This window comes from Leclercia sp. 29361, from assembly GCF_011290365.1.
GTDB lineage: Bacteria > Pseudomonadota > Gammaproteobacteria > Enterobacterales > Enterobacteriaceae > Enterobacter > Enterobacter tamurae.
In genome coordinates this window covers 1,001,129-1,018,661 of the sequence record NZ_CP049786.1, presented here as the reverse complement: position 1 = coordinate 1,018,661, position 17,533 = coordinate 1,001,129, and the positions used below count along the sequence as shown (strand labels likewise).

The 17,533-nt window shown below is 59.2% G+C and carries 15 protein-coding genes and 1 pseudogene; 12 read left to right on the top strand and 4 right to left on the bottom strand.

The genetic code is table 11. From position 1 onward, the window contains the following. The first annotated feature begins 579 nt into the window (after window positions 1–579). From G7090_RS04795 to G7090_RS23710, 7 genes and pseudogenes are all read left to right on the top strand, one after another. Window positions 580–1,209: a response regulator transcription factor gene (locus G7090_RS04795; protein WP_166181682.1), complete on the top strand. Its 630-nt coding sequence runs from the start codon at window positions 580–582 to the stop codon at window positions 1,207–1,209. Then, complete coding sequence (locus tag G7090_RS04790) at window positions 1,209–2,750, top strand: MASE1 domain-containing protein (protein ID WP_166181681.1); 1,542 nt, start codon at window positions 1,209–1,211, stop codon at window positions 2,748–2,750. Before G7090_RS04795 ends, G7090_RS04790 begins: the two co-directional genes overlap by 1 nt. A gap of 85 nt (window positions 2,751–2,835) precedes the next feature. Next, entirely contained in the window at window positions 2,836–4,137 is a 1,302-nt protein-coding gene (uhpC, locus tag G7090_RS04785; protein WP_166181680.1) for an MFS transporter family glucose-6-phosphate receptor UhpC, read from the top strand. A 13-nt stretch (window positions 4,138–4,150) separates the two neighbouring features. Next, the gene (locus G7090_RS04780; protein WP_106992080.1) at window positions 4,151–5,182 is read left to right on the top strand and encodes an ABC transporter substrate-binding protein; all 1,032 of its coding nucleotides are present in this window, start codon (window positions 4,151–4,153) and stop codon (window positions 5,180–5,182) included. A gap of 70 nt (window positions 5,183–5,252) precedes the next feature. Further along, window positions 5,253–7,331: an iron ABC transporter permease gene (locus G7090_RS04775; RefSeq protein ID WP_166181679.1), complete on the top strand. Its 2,079-nt coding sequence runs from the start codon at window positions 5,253–5,255 to the stop codon at window positions 7,329–7,331. A gap of 4 nt (window positions 7,332–7,335) precedes the next feature. Beyond that, window positions 7,336–8,382, top strand: coding sequence for a ferric ABC transporter ATP-binding protein (gene fbpC, locus G7090_RS04770; protein WP_166181678.1), 1,047 nt, complete (start codon window positions 7,336–7,338; stop codon window positions 8,380–8,382). Window positions 8,383–8,635: 253 nt separating this feature from the next. Next, window positions 8,636–8,998 (top strand): annotated as a pseudogene (locus G7090_RS23710) (hypothetical protein); the annotation flags it as partial. A 158-nt stretch (window positions 8,999–9,156) separates the two neighbouring features. Here G7090_RS23710 and mmuM read toward each other — a convergent pair. Together mmuM and mmuP are read right to left on the bottom strand one after the other, a co-directional pair. Beyond that, window positions 9,157–10,089 carry a homocysteine S-methyltransferase gene (gene mmuM, locus G7090_RS04760; RefSeq protein WP_166181677.1) on the bottom strand — a complete coding sequence of 311 codons (933 nt, stop codon included), beginning with the start codon at window positions 10,087–10,089 and terminating at the stop codon, window positions 9,157–9,159. Continuing rightward, window positions 10,076–11,473, bottom strand: coding sequence for an S-methylmethionine permease (gene mmuP / locus G7090_RS04755; protein WP_166181676.1), 1,398 nt, complete (start codon window positions 11,471–11,473; stop codon window positions 10,076–10,078). The genes mmuM and mmuP overlap by 14 nt, the downstream gene beginning before the upstream one ends. A gap of 421 nt (window positions 11,474–11,894) precedes the next feature. On the opposite strand from mmuP, the gene G7090_RS04750 reads away from it, so the two are divergent. Both G7090_RS04750 and G7090_RS04745 read left to right on the top strand, forming a co-directional pair. Beyond that, entirely contained in the window at window positions 11,895–13,004 is a 1,110-nt protein-coding gene (locus G7090_RS04750; protein WP_166181675.1) for an AI-2E family transporter, read from the top strand. Window positions 13,005–13,018: 14 nt separating this feature from the next. Next, complete coding sequence (locus tag G7090_RS04745; RefSeq protein WP_166181674.1) at window positions 13,019–14,803, top strand: diguanylate cyclase; 1,785 nt, start codon at window positions 13,019–13,021, stop codon at window positions 14,801–14,803. 50 nt (window positions 14,804–14,853) lie between these two features. Here the strand turns inward: G7090_RS04745 and G7090_RS04740 are convergent, their stop codons facing one another. Beyond that, window positions 14,854–15,171 carry a DNA-binding transcriptional regulator gene (locus tag G7090_RS04740; protein WP_106992073.1) on the bottom strand — a complete coding sequence of 106 codons (318 nt, stop codon included), beginning with the start codon at window positions 15,169–15,171 and terminating at the stop codon, window positions 14,854–14,856. Then, window positions 15,168–15,500 carry a toxin gene (locus G7090_RS04735; protein WP_166181673.1) on the bottom strand — a complete coding sequence of 111 codons (333 nt, stop codon included), beginning with the start codon at window positions 15,498–15,500 and terminating at the stop codon, window positions 15,168–15,170. The genes G7090_RS04740 and G7090_RS04735 overlap by 4 nt, the downstream gene beginning before the upstream one ends. Window positions 15,501–15,635: 135 nt before the next feature. Between G7090_RS04735 and G7090_RS04730 the strand changes: the two genes are divergently transcribed. The 3 genes from G7090_RS04730 (at window position 15,636) to G7090_RS04720 (ending at window position 17,500) form a co-directional block, all read left to right on the top strand. Further along, a complete protein-coding gene (locus tag G7090_RS04730) occupies window positions 15,636–16,097 on the top strand; it encodes a GNAT family N-acetyltransferase (RefSeq protein ID WP_166181672.1) in 462 nt (153 codons plus the stop codon). Between the two features lie 65 nt (window positions 16,098–16,162). Beyond that, entirely contained in the window at window positions 16,163–16,495 is a 333-nt protein-coding gene (locus tag G7090_RS04725) for a DUF1294 domain-containing protein (protein ID WP_166181671.1), read from the top strand. Between the two features lie 60 nt (window positions 16,496–16,555). Further along, window positions 16,556–17,500, top strand: a complete 945-nt coding sequence (locus G7090_RS04720; RefSeq protein ID WP_207630097.1) for a bifunctional helix-turn-helix transcriptional regulator/GNAT family N-acetyltransferase — start codon at window positions 16,556–16,558, stop codon at window positions 17,498–17,500. The last annotated feature ends 33 nt before the right edge of the window (window positions 17,501–17,533 follow it).

Here is a 17,533-nt window from a genome sequence, read left to right as displayed (position 1 = left end):
CGCCTCGCCCCGGCCTGCGGGAAACGCTTCGGCGATTTTCGGCCGGACATGGCCCGCTGTGGAAATATAAATAAATGCGGCCATCTTATCGCTGTAGCTTGTTCTTGATACCAGCCTTTTAAAAATTACCGCCATGAAGAACCCGATTAAGACGCAAGTTTCACAGAGGCTCCATGGTCCGGCTGAAAATCGCTGAGGCGTTGACTGGAGGCAGGGTCGAGGCGCATGGATGCGCCGAGAGGGGGCGACCTACAGGGATGTAGGATCGCCTCCGACCCGACAGCCGCAAGTCATTAGCCGAAGGGACCGCGAAGCGGCGATTTTCCTGGCCGGGAGCCGGGGTGGTCAGGGGGGCGGCGGCGAGCCCCCCTGACACGTTCACGTGTTCTGGTGTTATAGAAAAGCACTCATCGCAAAGTGAACGGAACACACCACAAGTTCCAGCATATTCTCCCCCTTCCCCCTTCCCTCAAACCTTTATTGCAATTTTGTTACATCCGTTACATAACCGCAGCCGCACAATTGCCAGCCCGACGCGGACAGGCATCATAGAGACACTATTCCGCAAAGGTATCTGAGATGATCAAAGTGGTGCTGGTAGACGATCACGTGGTGGTGCGGTCCGGGTTCGCCCAGCTGTTAAATCTGGAAGACGATCTGGTGGTCGAAGGCCAGTACAGCAGCGCCGCCGAGGCCTGGCCCGCCCTCACCCGCGATGCCGTCGACGTGGCGGTGCTCGACGTTGCTATGCCCGATGAGAACGGCCTGAGCCTGCTCAAACGCCTGCGCCAGCAGCGCCCGGGGTTTCGCGCCATTATCCTCAGCATCTACGACACTCCCGCCTTTGTGCAAAGCGCGCTGGACGCCGGGGCCAGCGGCTATCTCACCAAACGCTGCGGGCCGGAAGAGTTAGTGCAGGCCGTGCGTTCCGTCGGGATGGGCGGCCATTATCTCTGTGCCGATGCGGTGAAAGCCCTGCGCGGCGGCGAGCCGGTGTCCCAGGCGCTGGCCGCCCTGACCCCGCGCGAGAAAGAGGTGTTCGAGCTGCTGGTCAAGGGTGACAGCGTGAAGGAGATTGCCTTCAAACTCGAACTCAGCCACAAAACCGTTCACGTGCACCGCGCCAACGTGCTGGGCAAACTGCAGTGCAACAGCACCATCGAGCTGGTGCATTTTGCCCTCGATCACCAGCTGCTGACCGGCCACTGATGCGGCGCTCCCTGCGGCATATCATCCTCTCGCTGTTTATTATGCTGGCCTGGGGCACCGGCTGGCTGATGCTCTGGACGCTGAGTTTTTACCTCACCCAGAACGGACAGCAGGCGGCGCTGTTTTTGCCCCAGGGCGTCTATCTGGCGCTGCTGATCGTGCTCTCGCGCCGCTTCTGGCCAGCGCTGATCCTTCCCCCGCTGGCGGCGATGCTCTGGCTGCACAGCGAACAACTCCTGACCCATCACCTGATGCTTATGGTGCCGCTGGTGGGCACCGTCTGTGCGTGGCTGGCGCAACATTTCTGGCACCGCTTTCCGCTCTACTGGCAGCGCCTGTCACTGCTGATCGCCGCAGTAAGCCTTAATGCCCTGCTCCAGACTTTGATCCTGGCGCCCTTTCTCGACAGCCCGACTACGCTACTGGCGCTGGCCTCCTTTACCGGCGGGGTGCTGCTGACCCCGTTCGTCTACCTGGTGTTTGAGTTTTTACGCCAGCAGCACCGCTATCATCTGCTCGGACTCGACACCAGCAACCCGCCCCTGCGTACCTCGCTGATCATCTGGTGCAGCCTGTTTTTTATTATCGGCATCGGCACCCAGATGGTGCTCTCCCCGGCCCTGGAGCGGCTGCTGCTGATCGTAGTGTTTCTGCCCAACGTGGTGATGGCGTGGAAGTTCGGCTGGCAGGGGGGCGTGCTCTCCGGCCTGCTGGGGAGCATGATGATCACCATTGCCCGCCAGGTCGGGGTGGGGTTCAGCGACTTGCTGGAACTGGAGATTTTCCTCGCCACCCAGTCGCTGCTGGGGATCGGGCTGGGGATCGCCATCAGCCGCCAGCAGCATCTGGCGATGAACCTCGATCACTACCGCCGTCGGCTGGAGGCGGAGTTGCAGGCCCGGCGCGCGCTGGCGGAAAAGCTGATCCACACTGAAGAGGATACCCGCAAGCACCTGGCCCGGGAGCTGCACGACGAGATTGGCCAGAACATCACCGCGATTCAGATCCAGTCCCAGCTGGTGAAGCGGGCGAGCGATACCCCGCAGGCGCTGGAAGCCGCCGGGCAGATCAACGAGCTGGCGCGGCGCATCCATCACTCCACCCGCCAGCTGCTGCGTCAGCTGCGCCCCCCGGTGCTGGACGAGCTGTCACTCAATGAGGCCCTGCACCATCTGGTGAACGAGTTCGCCTTTGCCGAGCGCGGGATCCGGTGCCGGTTTGAGTACCAGCTGGCGGCCCCGCCCCAGAGTGAAACCCTGGTCTTTACCCTTTATCGTCTGCTACAGGAGCTGCTGAATAACGTCAGCAAACATGCCGATGCCAGCGAAGTCAGCATCCTGCTCTGCCAGCACCAGGACCAGCTGCGCCTGGAGGTGCGGGATAACGGCAGCGGCATCAGCCCGCAGCAGATGCCCGGTTTTGGAATTCAGGGGATGCGCGAGCGCGTGCATGCTCTCGGCGGGGAGTTAACCCTGGAGTCGCAGGGCGGCACGCGCGTAATTGTTAACCTGCCCACAGTTTTGCACCAAACACACCGCTAACCAGGAAAAAGTCTTAGTCACGCCAGACTTTCTCTCATCCCTTTTTCGTCGCGCTTTCATACAGTCATCTCAAACGGAGAACGCCATGCCCGCACTGTCAGCTGACCAGGTTACTCAACGCTATCGCCGGCTTCGTCCGCGACTGCTGATCTGCATGGTGATTGGTTACGCCGCGTTTTACCTGACGCGCAAAAGCCTCAACTACGTCCTGCCTGCATTGCAGATGGATCTGGGGCTGAGCAAAAGCGACATTGGCCTGATCGGGTCGCTCTTTTACCTCAGCTACGGCCTGTCGAAATTTGCCGCCGGACTGTGGCACGACAGCAAAGGTCAGCGGGCGTTTATGGGCATCGGCCTGATGGTCACCGGGGTGCTGAACGTGCTGTTCGCCTTCGGCGACTCCCTGCCGCTGCTGCTGTTTATCTGGACACTGAACGGCTTCTTTCAGGGCTGGGGATGGCCGCCCTGCGCCAGACTGCTCACCCACTGGTATTCGCGCAACGAGCGCGGCTTCTGGTGGGGATGCTGGAACACCTCTATCAACATCGGCGGGGCCATTATTCCGCTGATCTGTGCCTTCGCCGCCCATCGCTGGGGCTGGCAGGCAGCGATGCTGACACCGGGGATCATCAGTATCGTGCTCGGCCTGTGGCTGACCACACAACTGCGGGGCACACCGCAGGAAGAGGGTCTCCCGACGGTCGGGGAGTGGCGCAACGATCCGCTGGAGTTGCGCCAGCAACAACAGAGCCCGCCGATGGGGCTGTGGCAGATGTTACGCACCACCATGCTGCAAAACCCGATGATCTGGCTGCTCGGGGCGTCCTATGTGCTGGTCTATTTGATCCGCATCGCCCTCAACGACTGGGGCAACATCTGGCTGGCGGAGAGCCACGGGGTCAACCTGCTGAGCGCCAACGCCACGGTGATGCTGTTTGAGGTCGGCGGCCTGCTTGGGGCGCTGTTCGCCGGCTGGGGATCGGATCTGCTGTTCAGCGGCCAGCGGGCACCGATGATTTTGCTGTTCACGCTGGGATTAATGGTGTCGGTGGCGGCCCTGTGGCTGGCTCCGGTTCATCACTACGCCCTGCTGGCGATGTGCTTTTTTACGGTGGGATTTTTTGTCTTTGGTCCGCAGATGCTCATCGGCCTTGCCGCCGTGGAGTGCGGGCACAAACAGGCAGCAGGCTCGATTACCGGTTTTCTTGGCGTGTTCGCTTATCTGGGGGCGGCGCTGGCCGGGTGGCCGCTGTCACAGGTTATCGAACGCTACGGCTGGTCGGGAATGTTCAGTTTGCTCTCGATTGCCGCCGTGCTGATGGGTTTACTCCTGATGCCCCTGCTGATGGCGGGCATCACCGCTTCTCGCAGTCACATAACGTCATAACAAGGGCTGAATAATGAAAACAACGCTTCTCTCTACCCTCATTGCTTCCGGGATCGCGCTGGCAACCTTAACCGGTGCCGCCCAGGCCAAAGGCCGTCTGGTGGTCTACTGCAGCGCCACCAACGAAATGTGCGAAGCCGAAACCAAAGCGTTTGGCGATAAGTACGACGTCAAAACCTCGTTTATCCGCAACGGCTCCGGCAGCACCCTGGCGAAGGTGGATGCCGAGAAGAAAAACCCGCAGGCCGACGTCTGGTACGGCGGCACTCTGGATCCGCAATCTCAGGCCGGTGAGATGGGGCTGCTGCAGCCGTACAAATCCGCCAACCTCGAGCAGATCATGGAGAAATTCCGCGATCCAGCGAAGGTGAAAGGCAACCTCTCCTCGGCGGTCTATGTCGGCATTCTGGGCTTTGGCGTTAACACCCAGCGCCTGAAAGAGAAGAACCTGCCGGTGCCGCAGTGCTGGAAAGATCTGACCAAGCCGGAATACAAAGGCGAGATCCAGATTGCCGATCCGCAAAGCTCCGGCACCGCCTATACCGCGCTGGCGACCTTCGTCCAGCTGTGGGGTGAAGATCAGGCCTTCGACTACCTGAAGCAGCTGAATGGCAACGTCTCCCAGTACACCAAATCGGGTATTGCCCCGGCGCGTAACGCCGCCCGCGGTGAAACGGCCATCGGCATCGGCTTCCTGCACGATTATTCGCTGGAAAAAGAACAAGGCGCCCCGCTGGAGCTGATCTCTCCGTGCGAAGGCACCGGGTATGAAATCGGCGGCGTCAGCATCCTTAAAGGCGCGCGTAACGAAGAGAACGCGAAGCTGTTCGTGGACTGGGTGCTGTCGAAAGAGGCTCAGGAGCTGGCGTGGAAACAGGGCAAGTCTTATCAGATCCTGACCAACACCACCGCCGAGACCTCCCCGAACTCGCTGAAGCTGGATGACCTGAAGCTGATCAGCTACGACATGGATAAGTACGGCTCAACGGACGTGCGCAAAGCGCTGATCAACAAGTGGGTCAGCGACGTGAAGATGGGTAAATAAGCCCGCTCCTGCGAACTTTTGCCGGGTGGCGGCGTAAACGCCTTACCCGGCCTACAACACCGGAATACCTATGTCACAGACACTCGCTCTTCATCCCGTGAAAAAACGGGATGCGGTCTTCCTTTGGGTTTTCGTTGGCTGGCTGGCCTTTGCTCTGCTGCCGAGCTGGAGCCTGGATTATGGCCTGCTGGAATCCACCGGGGACGAGATCCTCGCGGCCTACAGCTGGTCGCACTTCAACATCAGCTGGCTGTGGTATCTGCTCCCGAGCCTGCTGCTGGTGCGCCCGTTTAACGAGGCAAAACGCGAACAGCGCAGCCGCCACTACCTCGACGCCGGCTGGGCGCTGCTGTGCATGGCCTTTATCGTCATCAGCGCCACGATTGAAGGGCGCGGTTTGGGCTACGCCACGATCGTGCTGTTTGTGGCGCTGGGGGCGATCATGACCCTGGCCCTGACGCGCCTTGAATGGCTGGGGGGCGACCGCTTTGTGATCGGCTCGCTGATCGCCATCGTCGCGCTGATCGGCATCTTTATCGTCTGGCCGAGCATCGCCATCTTTATTCCGATGTTCACCAACGACGCGGGCGAGTTCGCCCCGCTGGCGTTTATGAATGTGCTGTCGCAGTCGCACATCATTCAGGTGATCATCAACTCGATCCTGCTCGCCATTGCGGTGGGAATCGGCTGCACCTTCTTCGGCCTGGTGCTGGCGATCTACACCACCCGCATCGCCAGACGCAGCGCCATTATTGGCCGCATCTTCTCGATCCTGCCGATCGTCACCCCGCCGTTCGTGGTGGGTCTGGGCGTGACGCTGATGATGGGGCGCTCCGGCTACGTTACCGAGCTGATGGTCGACTGGTTTGGCCTGACCAACACCAACTGGCTGTACGGCTTTACCGGCATCTGGCTGGCGCAGGTGCTGGCCTTCACCCCGATGGCCTTTATGATCCTCGACGGGGCGATCAAGACCATTCACCCGTCGCTGGAAGAGGCCTCCTATACCCTGCGCGCCAGCCGCTGGCAGACCTTTAACGGCGTCTTTGTCCCGCTGCTGAAACCGGCGCTGGCCAACGCCTTTTTGATCGTCATCGTCCAGTCGCTGGCGGACTTCAGTAACCCGCTGGTGCTCGGCGGTAACTTCGACGTGCTGGCGACGCAGATCTACTTCTACATCACCGGCTCGCAGCTCGATTATCAGGCCGCCAGCACCCTCGGGGCGTTCCTGCTGCTGTTCTCGCTGCTGGTGTTCTGCATCCAGTACATGTGGATCGGCAAACGCTCCTACGTGACCGTCTCCGGCAAGTCCTATCGTGGTGACGTCCAGCCGCTGCCGGTAACCCTGGTGTGGGGAGTCGTCGCCCTGCTGACGGTGTGGATCGCCTTTAACGCCCTGCTCTACGGCAGCATTTTCTACGGCAGCTTTACCGTCAACTGGGGGGTGGATTACACCCTGACGCTGGATAACTTTATCAAGCTGTTCGGCCAGGGGATGAGCGACGGCGCATGGCCTTCGCTGCTGGATACCCTGCTGTACGCCGGGATCGCCGCACCGATCACCGCGGGCTTTGGTCTGCTGATCGCCTGGGTCGTTGTGCGCCAGCAGTTCAGGGGCAAAAAGACCATCGAGTTCACCACCATGCTGTGCTTCGCGGTGCCTGGCACCGTGGCGGGCGTCTCCTACATTCTGGCCTTTAACAGCGCCCCGGTGTACCTCACGGGCACCGCCGCCATCGTCATTATCTCGATGGTGATGCGTAACGTGCCGGTAGGCATTCGCGCCGGGATTGCGGGCTTAGGCCAGATCGACAAATCGCTGGATGAGGCCTCGCTGAGCCTGCGCGCCGGGTCGCTGCGCACCATTACGCACATCCTGCTGCCGCTGCTGCGCCCGGCGATTCTGTCGGCGCTGATCTACAGCTTTGTACGGGCCATTACCACCGTCAGCGCCATTGTGTTCCTCGTCACGCCGGATACCCGCGTGGCTACGGCGTACATTCTGAACCGCGTGGAAGACGGCGAATACGGCGTGGCGATCGCCTACGGCTCGATCCTGATTGTGGTCATGCTGGCGATCATTTTCCTCTTTGACTGGCTGATCGGTGAGGCTCGTATCTCCCGCTCTAAAGCCAAAAACCAGGCGTAACACTATGACTCAGAAACATTTCGTTGAACTGCGTAACGTGACCAAGCGCTTTGGCGCGAACACGGTGATTGAAAACATCAACCTGGCGATCCCGCAGGGGCAGATGGTGACCCTGCTCGGCCCGTCCGGCTGCGGTAAAACCACGGTACTGCGTCTGGTGGCCGGGCTGGAAAAGCCCACCGACGGGCAGATCTTTATCGACGGCGAGGACGTGACCCACAGCTCCATCCAGCAGCGTGATATCTGCATGGTGTTCCAGTCCTACGCCCTGTTCCCGCACATGTCGCTGGGCGAGAACGTCGGCTACGGCCTGAAGATGCTCGGCGTGCCGCGTGGCGAGATCAAAACCCGCGTGAAAGAGGCGCTGGCAATGGTGGATCTGGAGGGCTTCGACGATCGCTATGTGGATCAGATCTCCGGCGGCCAGCAGCAGCGCGTGGCCCTGGCCCGGGCGCTTATCCTCAAACCGAAAGTGCTGCTGTTCGATGAGCCGCTGAGTAACCTCGACGCCAACCTGCGCCGCAGCATGCGCGACAAGATCCGCGAGCTGCAAAAGCAGTTCAACATTACCTCGCTGTACGTGACCCACGATCAGAGCGAGGCCTTTGCGGTCTCGGATACCGTGCTGGTGATGAACAAGGGCAACATTATGCAGATTGGCTCGCCGCAGGATCTCTATCGCCAACCGGCGTCGCGTTTTATGGCGAGCTTTATGGGCGATGCCAACCTGTTCCCGGCCAGCTTCAGCCACGAGTCTGTGGCAATCCACGGCTACCGTCTGCCGCGTCCGCTGCACTTTGCTGCGCAAGGTACTGGCACCGTCGGCGTGCGCCCGGAGGCGATCACCCTGAGCCAGCACGGCGAAGAGAGCCAGCGCTGCGTGATCCGCCACGTGGCCTATATGGGGCCGCAGTACGAGGTGATTGTGGAGTGGCATGGACAGGAGATTTTGTTGCAGGTGAACGCCACAAGGTTGCAGCCGGATGTAGGGGAAGCGTATTACCTGGAGATCCACCCGTACGGGATGTTTGTTTTAGGTGATGCGGCGTAAAACGGCACTGTTTTGCTCCCTCTCCCTGTGGGAGAGGGCCGGGGTGAGGGCACCAGACCGCACCCACTAATTTCTTGTTTTGCGAGGCCGCTTCCGGGAATGCCCCTTATTGCAACAGGGCTATCACAGTATCGTTTTCCCACGCCTGCAAAATCAGGCGTCGGGATTGACCTCCTGCTTTCTTCATCGGCGACGTATAATGATGCGTCGTGCGCTCTGCTACACATCAATGGTGGGCTGAGCGGGGGCGTCGCAAGATGCGCCGGTATCCGATGAAGCCGGTAAGGTCAACTCCGCTCAGACCGCCACCCATGAGATTGACCTCTCTGGTGGTGGTTCATTAAATCATTCATCGGAGGATGCCTTTATGGCAACGACCCTAACCCACACTCATGCGTTATTAACCCTGCCCTTCAATCACAGCACCGCCTTTACAGAGCTGGCGGACAACTGCGAGCGCTTTATGGATGCGCTGTTGGAGTGCGATGTACCCGCAGAGAAAATCGCCCTGTACGGACGGCTTGCGGCCTGTCTGGCACTGCTGCAACCCACGCTGCTTGAACCCATCCCGGAGGCGTTAAAAGCGAGCCTGACGGTAGAGGATTTCCCGATACGCTTAAGATGCCGCGCTGGCTCAGAACCGATGAAGGGGTGATTGAACTGCTGGCGTAAGCAGAGGTACGGTGATTGATGCCCGGCGGCGCTGCGCTTGCCGGGCCTACGAACTACACAAAACGTAGGCCGGGTAAGGCGTAGCCGCCACCCGGCACAAAATCAGCGCTGTGCGTTCAACTCTGCAATATCCTTCGGCGTCGTGCGGCAGCACCCGCCGATCAGCTTCGCGCCTGACGCTAACCACTGCGGCAGATACCCCGCCAGCGTTTCGCACGCTTCACCGTGGTGATGCCAGGTTTTGCTCACCGCATCGTAATGCTCGCCCGAGTTCGGGTAGACCACCAGCGGCAGCGCGGTCAGGCTTTGCAGATGTTGCAGCGCGGCGGTGGTGTTCTCCAGCGCGATACAGTTAATACCCAGGGCGACAATCTGTGGGTAATTCGCCAGCACCGACACCACTTCCCGCAGCGGGGTGGTGTCGCTCAGATGCTCGCTGTCGCGCAGGGTGAACGAGAACCACGCCCGGGCACGCGGGTATGCCACCAGCAGATCCGCCAGAGCCTTAATCTCAGCAAACGACGGCAACGTTTCACAGGCCAGCAGGTCGGCACCGGCATCCAGCAGCGCTTCCACCCGCGGACGGTGAAACGCGGCAAACACCTCAGCACTGCGCACATAGTCACCACGGTATTCCGACCCGTCGGCCAGATACGCGCCATAGGGCCCGACCGAACCGGCCACCAGCAGCGCACCGGCCTGCGGGTTTTCAGAGAGATACGCTTCCCGCGCCTTGCGCGCCAGCTCCACGCTTTTACCGATCAGCGCCCGGGACTGGGCCTCGTCCAGCCCGCGGGCGGCAAACCCGTCCGGCGTGGCCTGATAGCTGGCGGTGATCGCCACCTGCGCCCCGGCGCGGAAGTAGTCGAGATGCACGTCGCGGATCAGCGCCGGGTTTTCCATTAACACCTTGGCCGACCACAGGCTGTCGGCGAGATTGCAGCCGCGCGCTTCCAGTTCCGTTGCCATCGCCCCGTCCAGCACCACAAACGGCTGGGTCTCAAGGAGGGCGGTAAGCGGATTATTCTGCGACATGTTCAGGCTCCTGCGTTTTCATATTTTGAGTAAGGTAGTACGCACCGTAGCACAGCGCCACAAACGGCAGGCCACAGTAAAGGGCGATGCGCTGGCTCGGGTCAAAGGCCAGGCCAATACAGGCCACCAGACACAGGACAAAGCCCAGCACTGGCACCAGCGGGTACCAGGGGGCGCGGTAGTGCAGATCGCTCAGCGGCTTACCCGCCTGCAGATGACGACGGCGGAAGACAAAGTGCGAGGCGCAGATGCTGATCCACACCGCCACCACCGCAAAGCCTGAAATGGCCGACAGGGCAACAAACACCGTGTCCGGTGCCACTACGCTTGAAAAGAGCGCCAGCACGCCGCCGAGCATCGACACCGACAGCGCGGTGAGCGGTACGCCGTTTTTATTCACCCGGGCAAAGCAGCGCGGCAGGGTTTTCTCGTTCGACAATGACCACAGCATGCGCCCGGAGGCGTACAGCCCGGAGTTGGCCGCCGAGAGGATCGCCGTCAGGATCACAAAGTTGACGATATCTGCGGCATACGGAATACCGACCTTCTCAAACACCAGTACGAACGGGCTTTTTTCCACCCCGGCCTGCTGCATCGGGATCAGCGCCGCCAGCACAAAAACGGTGCCGATAAAAAAGATAATCAGGCGGGCAATGGTAGTGCGAATGGCGACAGGGATCACCTTGTGCGGGTTTTCGGTTTCACCCGCCGCAATGCCAATCAACTCGGTGCCGGAGAAGGCAAAGTTGACCGCCACCATGGTCATCAGGATCGGCAGCCCGCCGTGCGGGAACCAGCCTTCGGCGGTGATGTTGCTCAGCCCCGGCGCGGGAGAACCATCCTGCATCGGGATAAAGCCAAAGATTGCCGCCCCGCCGAGAATGATAAAGGCAATAATGGTGATGACCTTCACCAGCGAGAACCAGAACTCCCCTTCAGCAAAGAAGCGGGTCGAGATGACGTTGAGGGCGAAAATGACCGCGCAGAAGACCACGCACCACATCCAGACCGGCACTTGCGGGAACCAGTACTGCATGCAGAATCCGGCGGCGGTAAAGCTCGATCCCAGCGCCACCGTCCAGGTGAGCCAGTAGAGCCACGCCACGGTGTAACCGGTCGCCGGGCCGAGATAGCGCGTGGCGTAGACGTGAAAGGCGCCGGTCTCCGGCATCGCCACGGAGAGTTCGCCGAGGCACTGCATCACCAGCCAGACCACCAGCGCGCCAATCAGATAGGCCAGCAGCGTCCCCGCCGCCCCGGTGGTGGATATAATGTAACCCGTATTGAAAAACAGCCCGGTGCCGATCACGCCGCCGAGGGAGAGCATGATCAGGTGGCGGGTCTTCATGGTGCGCTGTAGCTGCCCGTTTTGTTCTGTTTGCATATCACCTTCTATACGTATGGACATCTAAACATCCAAAGAAGGTGTTTTTATACCGCGATTGTTAACAAATTGCTAGCCATGCACCAGACGAAGTCGAGCGCGACGAGCGCTTAGTCGGGGTCGAACCGTGTAAATAACGTATAGATAGGGTCGCCATGCCATAAGAGATCTCCTGCAAGCCGATACGTAAAGCATGTACCGCGCCGGTCGTCTCGTCGGTCAAACGAAAGTGGTATCTGTTTTCCCTCACTAAACTTTAGAGAGCGTCGCGGCCTGTTGCCCGGCGGCGCTGCGCTTGCGCGGGCCTACTAATCCACGTAGGCCGGGTAAGGCGCAGCCGCCACCCGGCGTAACAGCGCAATATGTTAAATTACGTAAAACACTCTATAGTCGTAGTGTTTATTACATAAAGGATGAGCTAATGCGATTTAACGGACTGACCAAAGGGTTTTTCATACTCATACTTCTGCTCGTCACCTGGGCGTTTTTTGATGTGTTGTCACCCTACTTCTCGGCGATCCTGTGGGCCGCGATCCTGGCGGTGATTTTCTACCCGGTCAAAAATACGCTGCGTATCAAAATGGGCGATCGCAATGGGCTGGCGTCGCTGTTGAGCGTGCTGCTTATCTGCCTGATCGTCTTTATCCCGTTGATGGTGATCTTTTCCTCTTTAGCCTTTGAACTCAATATCGTTTACACGCGCCTGCAGCAGAACGATACCCAGTTTTCCGGGGTGTTCGCGAATCTGTTCTCGCATCTGCCTGACTGGCTGCGTGCGCTAATGATCGAGCATGACCTGGATACCGCCTCGCAGATCCAGCAGAAGCTTTCTGATGCGGCGTTAAGAGGCGGGCAATACCTCGCCGGCAGCGCTTTCCTGATTGGTAAAGGCACCTTTGGCTTCGCCATCAGCTTTGGCGTGATGGTCTATCTGCTGTTTTTCCTGCTGAAAGATGGCCCCTGGCTGGTGCGCCAGATCCTCGACAGCCTGCCGCTGTCGAATTTCGCCAAACAGCATCTGTTTGCTAAATTCGCCGGGGTCGCCCGGGCGACGGTAAAAGGCACAGCGGTGGTGGCCATTGTCCAGGGGGTGCTGGGCGGGCTCGCCTTCTGGTTCGTCGGTATTAACGGCAGCATCCTGTGGGGTGCGTTAATAGCGTTCCTGTCGCTGATCCCGGCGGTCGGCTCGGCCATTGTCTGGGTGCCGGCGGCCATTTTCCTCTTCGCCACCCATCAGCTGTGGCAGGGCCTGTTTATCGTCGGGTTCTTTGTGCTGGTGGTCGGCCTGGTGGATAACCTGCTGCGTCCGCTGCTGGTGGGGAAAGACACCAAAATGCCCGACTATCTCATCCTGATCACCACTCTTGGTGGGATGGAGATTTACGGCATCAACGGCTTTGTAATTGGTCCGCTGATCGCCGCGCTGTTTATCGCCTGCTGGAATCTGCTCTCAGGTCGCGATCATGCCGGTAATGCCGAGGAGATTGACGATGCAATTATCGAAGAAGGGAGAAATTCACCTGATCTTTGAAGAAGGAATAAGCCGTGCGTATCGCCACTATCACTAACTGGGCATACGGCGCCACGGTCTGTCTGACCCTCGCTTCCGGTGTGGCCATGTTGATGGCCTCCAGCGCCGAAAACGTTGAGCGACAGGCCGTTGAACAGCGCTACGTATTTGATCAACTCACCGAAGAGGTGGAGGTTGACGCCTGGGCGCTCTCCGACCTGGCGCGGCTGTACGTCATCAAGCAGGATCCTGCGGTGGCAGACGCGTACCGCCAGAAAGCGCAAGCGTTGGTGAAGATCGAGCATCGCCTGCAAAAACTGAATGACGCGGGCGCCGGTGAGGAAGAGCTGGCTTTGCTGCATGAAGGTTTGCAGGTGGCCGATGCGCTGCAGGATGAGCAACAGCGCGCTATTGCCAGCGTGGGGCGCGGGCAGCAACCCCAGGCCATAGAGCAAATTTATGGTGAGCGTTACGAGCGCGAGCTGGAGCAGGTACAGAATCAGCTCGACCATTTCCGGCAGATGCTGGACAGGCGCACCGACGCGGCGATTGACGATGCCACGGTCAAATCCCGGGCGCTGCGTACGCTCTCGGAGGTGATGGTTGGCCTGACCGCGCTGATGTTTTTGTTTGTGCTCGGGTTTATCCTCAAACGCCGGGTGCTGCGCCCGGTGGTGCGCCTGAGCGATGTGGTCAACCGGCTGGCGTCGCAGGATTATGCGGTCGAAGCGCCGGACTACCGTCAGATCGATGAGATTGGCGATATGGCACAGGCGATCCGCATCTTCCGCGAAAACGGCCTGGTGCGACAGCGGCTGGAGCAGGAGCGTGATGCCGACTGGGCGATCCGGGAGCTGCTGGCGCGCATGACCCAGCGGCTGCAGGGCTGCGAATCCGTCGAGGATGTTCTGAACGTGGCGCGGCTGTTCGCGCCCGGAATTGCGCCGGGCATCCCCGGACGGCTATGGCTCCTCGAACGGGAGCCGTGGCAGATGCACTGTGCCGCCGAATGGCTTGATCCGCAGGACGAGTCCGCGCCCTTCCACCCGGACCAGTGCTGGGCGGTGCGCCGCGGGCAGAGCCATCCGCCGGTGACCGGTGAGCCGGATATTACCTGCTATCACCTGCCAGACACCTGCGCCAGCCATTCCCTCTGCGTGCCCCTGATTGCTCAGGGCGAGACCATTGGTCTGCTCTCGTTCCAGAACGTAACCCCGGCGATGGCGCCCTCCCGCGCCTATCTGGAGTTGATGGCCGAGGCACTTGGCCTGGCGCTGGCCAACCAGCGCCTGCGCGATGCCTTGCTGGAGAAAGCGTTGTTCGATCCGCTGACCAATCTGCGCAATCGTCATCATCTTGAGGATGCCCTGCGCACTCAACTCAGCCAGGCACAGCATACCGGTCAGCCGGTAAGCTGTCTGATGATCGATATCGACCATTTCAAAGCCATTAATGACAAGTTTGGTCACGATGCTGGCGATCTGGTGATTAAAAGCGTGGCGACGGTGGTGCAACGCGCGGTAGGCGACAAGGGGATGGCGTTTCGCTATGGCGGGGAGGAGTTTCTGATCCTGCTCCCGGGGGCAGACGACGCTGCAGCCTTTGCCTGCGCCTCGGAAATCCATACCAACGTACACAGTCTGGCCCTGCGTTATGAGCTGGCGGAGATTGGCACGGTGGATGTGTCGATCGGCATTGCCAGCTATCCGCAGCACGTCCAGAGCGACAACCTGCTGCGCGCCGCCGACGTGGCGCTGTACCGGGCCAAGGAGCTGGGGCGTTCACGCATTGTCAGTTTTGGGGGGCTGGAGACGGGGTGATCGGCCAACCCGGCGGAACGCCTGTTCCAACCAGGCTGGCGTAAAGGAGATCAGTTCATGGCCGCCAGCAGTGACAATGCCTGGGGGCTTTTTTGTACAATGCGGATCAGCAACGCCGCCTGTCGATTCGGTTTTGCCAGACCTTGTTCCCAGTTCTGATAGGTCCTGGTTGCGGTATGCAAATATCTTGCAAACAGCGCCTGGGACAAATTCAAATCACGACGAATATCCTTTATTTCTTCCGGCGTTAAATCGGTTTCCTGACGGATAGCGACGTGGTGCGTACGAAGCGTGCGCTTGCCTTCCTTATGCTCCTGCAAGGCATCCATCCCTTCCATTAATTCTGAAAAAATATCTCTGCTCATCATTTCCCCTTGATACGCTCTAACGCGTGCTTCAAAGTCTGGCGCTGTTCTTTTGTAAGATCACTGGCCTGGTCTTTATCGTACAAAGTGAACAAATAGAATTCTGTCTCTGTTTTCCACCAGTAATAAATCACCCGAATTCCCCCGCGCTTCCCCTTCCCTCTGCGCTCATCGACAAACCGAACCTTTCTTAACCCACCGGAGTCCCTGATAACCTCTCCGGCTGTCGGGTTAGCGAGCAACACATTCTGAAATTCACGGTAAGCGTCATCGGAAAGATACTCGGCGCGATATCGTTCAAACGCGGGTAATTCAATAAAAATCGCTTCCATTGCGTCACCTCATCCTGATCCCTTGATAATTGTATACCCAAGTTGGGTACATTTGTATTCAAATGTTTTCCGTATGAATACGGGTTACCACGCTGTCCTATACTGACAGCAGCCCTTGATCCTGACCCTTTTAAAATGATAACCATCGAAAAATCCAGCCCGACCTCCGCCGACCCGCAGGCACTTATCGAGCAACTTTCCGCTGAGCTGGCCGCGATTACCGGTGACAGCGGTAAAAGTCACTTTAATCCCCAGGATGTCTCAGGTGCGCGGGCCGTGTGGGCTGTCGCAAAAGATGAAAACAATCATCCCGTTGGCTGCGGCGCGTTGCGGCCCCTCTCGGACACCACTGCCGAACTCAAGCGGATGTTCTCTTCCCGCGCTTATCCCGGCACGGGGGCAGCGCTGCTCGCCTGGCTTGAAGAGGCGGCGCGAACGATGGGCTATCGTGAGCTGTGGCTGGAGACGCGAAAGATTAACACTCGTGCCGTGCAGTTTTACCTGAAGCACGGCTACACACAGATAGCCAATTACGGCCCCTATGTCGGGCGTGAAGAGGCGATCTGTCTGGCAAAACGGTTACCGGACCAGGCCTGATTACTCTCCCGCCAGAATCACGTATCATTGCCCTCCCCTGTTTTCGCTCATGCCATTACTGTCCTATGAATCTCAATCCCCTCTGTTATTTTCTTCTGGTCTTTACCGCGGTGGGCAGCGCCCTGCTACCACACCCTTTGCCGACGTGGTTTGTGCTTGCCAGCGTGCTGACGATGATCATCTACGGCGCAGACAAACTGGCGGCCCGCAAAGCCTGGCGCCGGGTACCTGAGTCGACATTGCTGCTATTTGGCGTGGTGGGCGGATGGCCTGGGGCGATCCTCGGTCAGCAGCTGTTTCGCCATAAAACCCAGAAACAGCCGTTCAGAACGTACTTTATGATCACTGTGGTAGTGAACGTCGTGGTGCTGCTGGCAGCCTGGCGGTTCTGGCCTTGATTGACAGCCGCTTGTGAAACATGGTTGTATAGTACAACTAAATGACACAAGTTAAGGTTAATGATGGCTGATTCGTCGATTGTTGAAGAAATTCGTATCTCGTCGCGCCTGATGGTGCGGGAACTCGGTTTCATGAATCACACCCTGGCGGCAACGGACTACTCCCCTTCGGTGGTGCATACCCTGCTGGAAATGGAGAGCCGGGGCTCAATGACGGCAGCCCAGATCGTACAGGTTCTGGGACTGGAGAAATCCAGCGTCAGCCGGATGCTCGCCAAACTGATTAAGGCCGGTGAGTTGGAAGAAACCCCCTCCACGGAAGATGCACGGTTCAAGCAGCTGAGCCTTAGCGCACAGGGCAAAGAAACGGTGCGCAAGATTAATGCCTACGGCAATGAACGTGTCATTTCTGCTCTGCAAAAAATGGACGCCAGCCAGCAGCGCATCGTTGCCGAGGGTCTTGGCTTCTATGCCAGCGCCCTGAAAGCCTGCCGCGATGATGCCGACCTGAACACCAGGAGCGCCATCGAGATTGTCTCTGGCTATCACCCGGGCATGATTGGCCGCATAACGGAAATGCACGGCAGCTTTTATGCTCGCGAACACAATTTCGGCAGTTTCTTTGAGAGTAAGGTCGCCGCGGGCCTGGCAGAATTTTCAGGGCGTCTGGATAACCCGGACAATCAAATCTGGCTGGCAATGCTCAACGGGCGCATCGTCGGCTCTGTCGCCATTGATGGCGAAGACCTGGGAAACAACGAGGCGCATTTGCGCTGGTTTATCCTGGATGACGGCTGTCGCGGCAGCGGCGTAGGCAGAAAGCTGATTGCCGAAGCGATGAGATTTTGCGATGAGAAGGCGTTTTCTGCGATTCAGCTGTGGACCTTCAATAAGCTGGCGGCGGCACGGCGTTTGTATGAGTCATTCGGTTTTGAACTCGCGAAAGAGTGGCAGGGCGACCAGTGGGGTAGCTCCATCACCGAGCAACAGTTTACGCGCAGATAAGTCATTCACAGGCCGGGTAAGCGCAGCGCCACC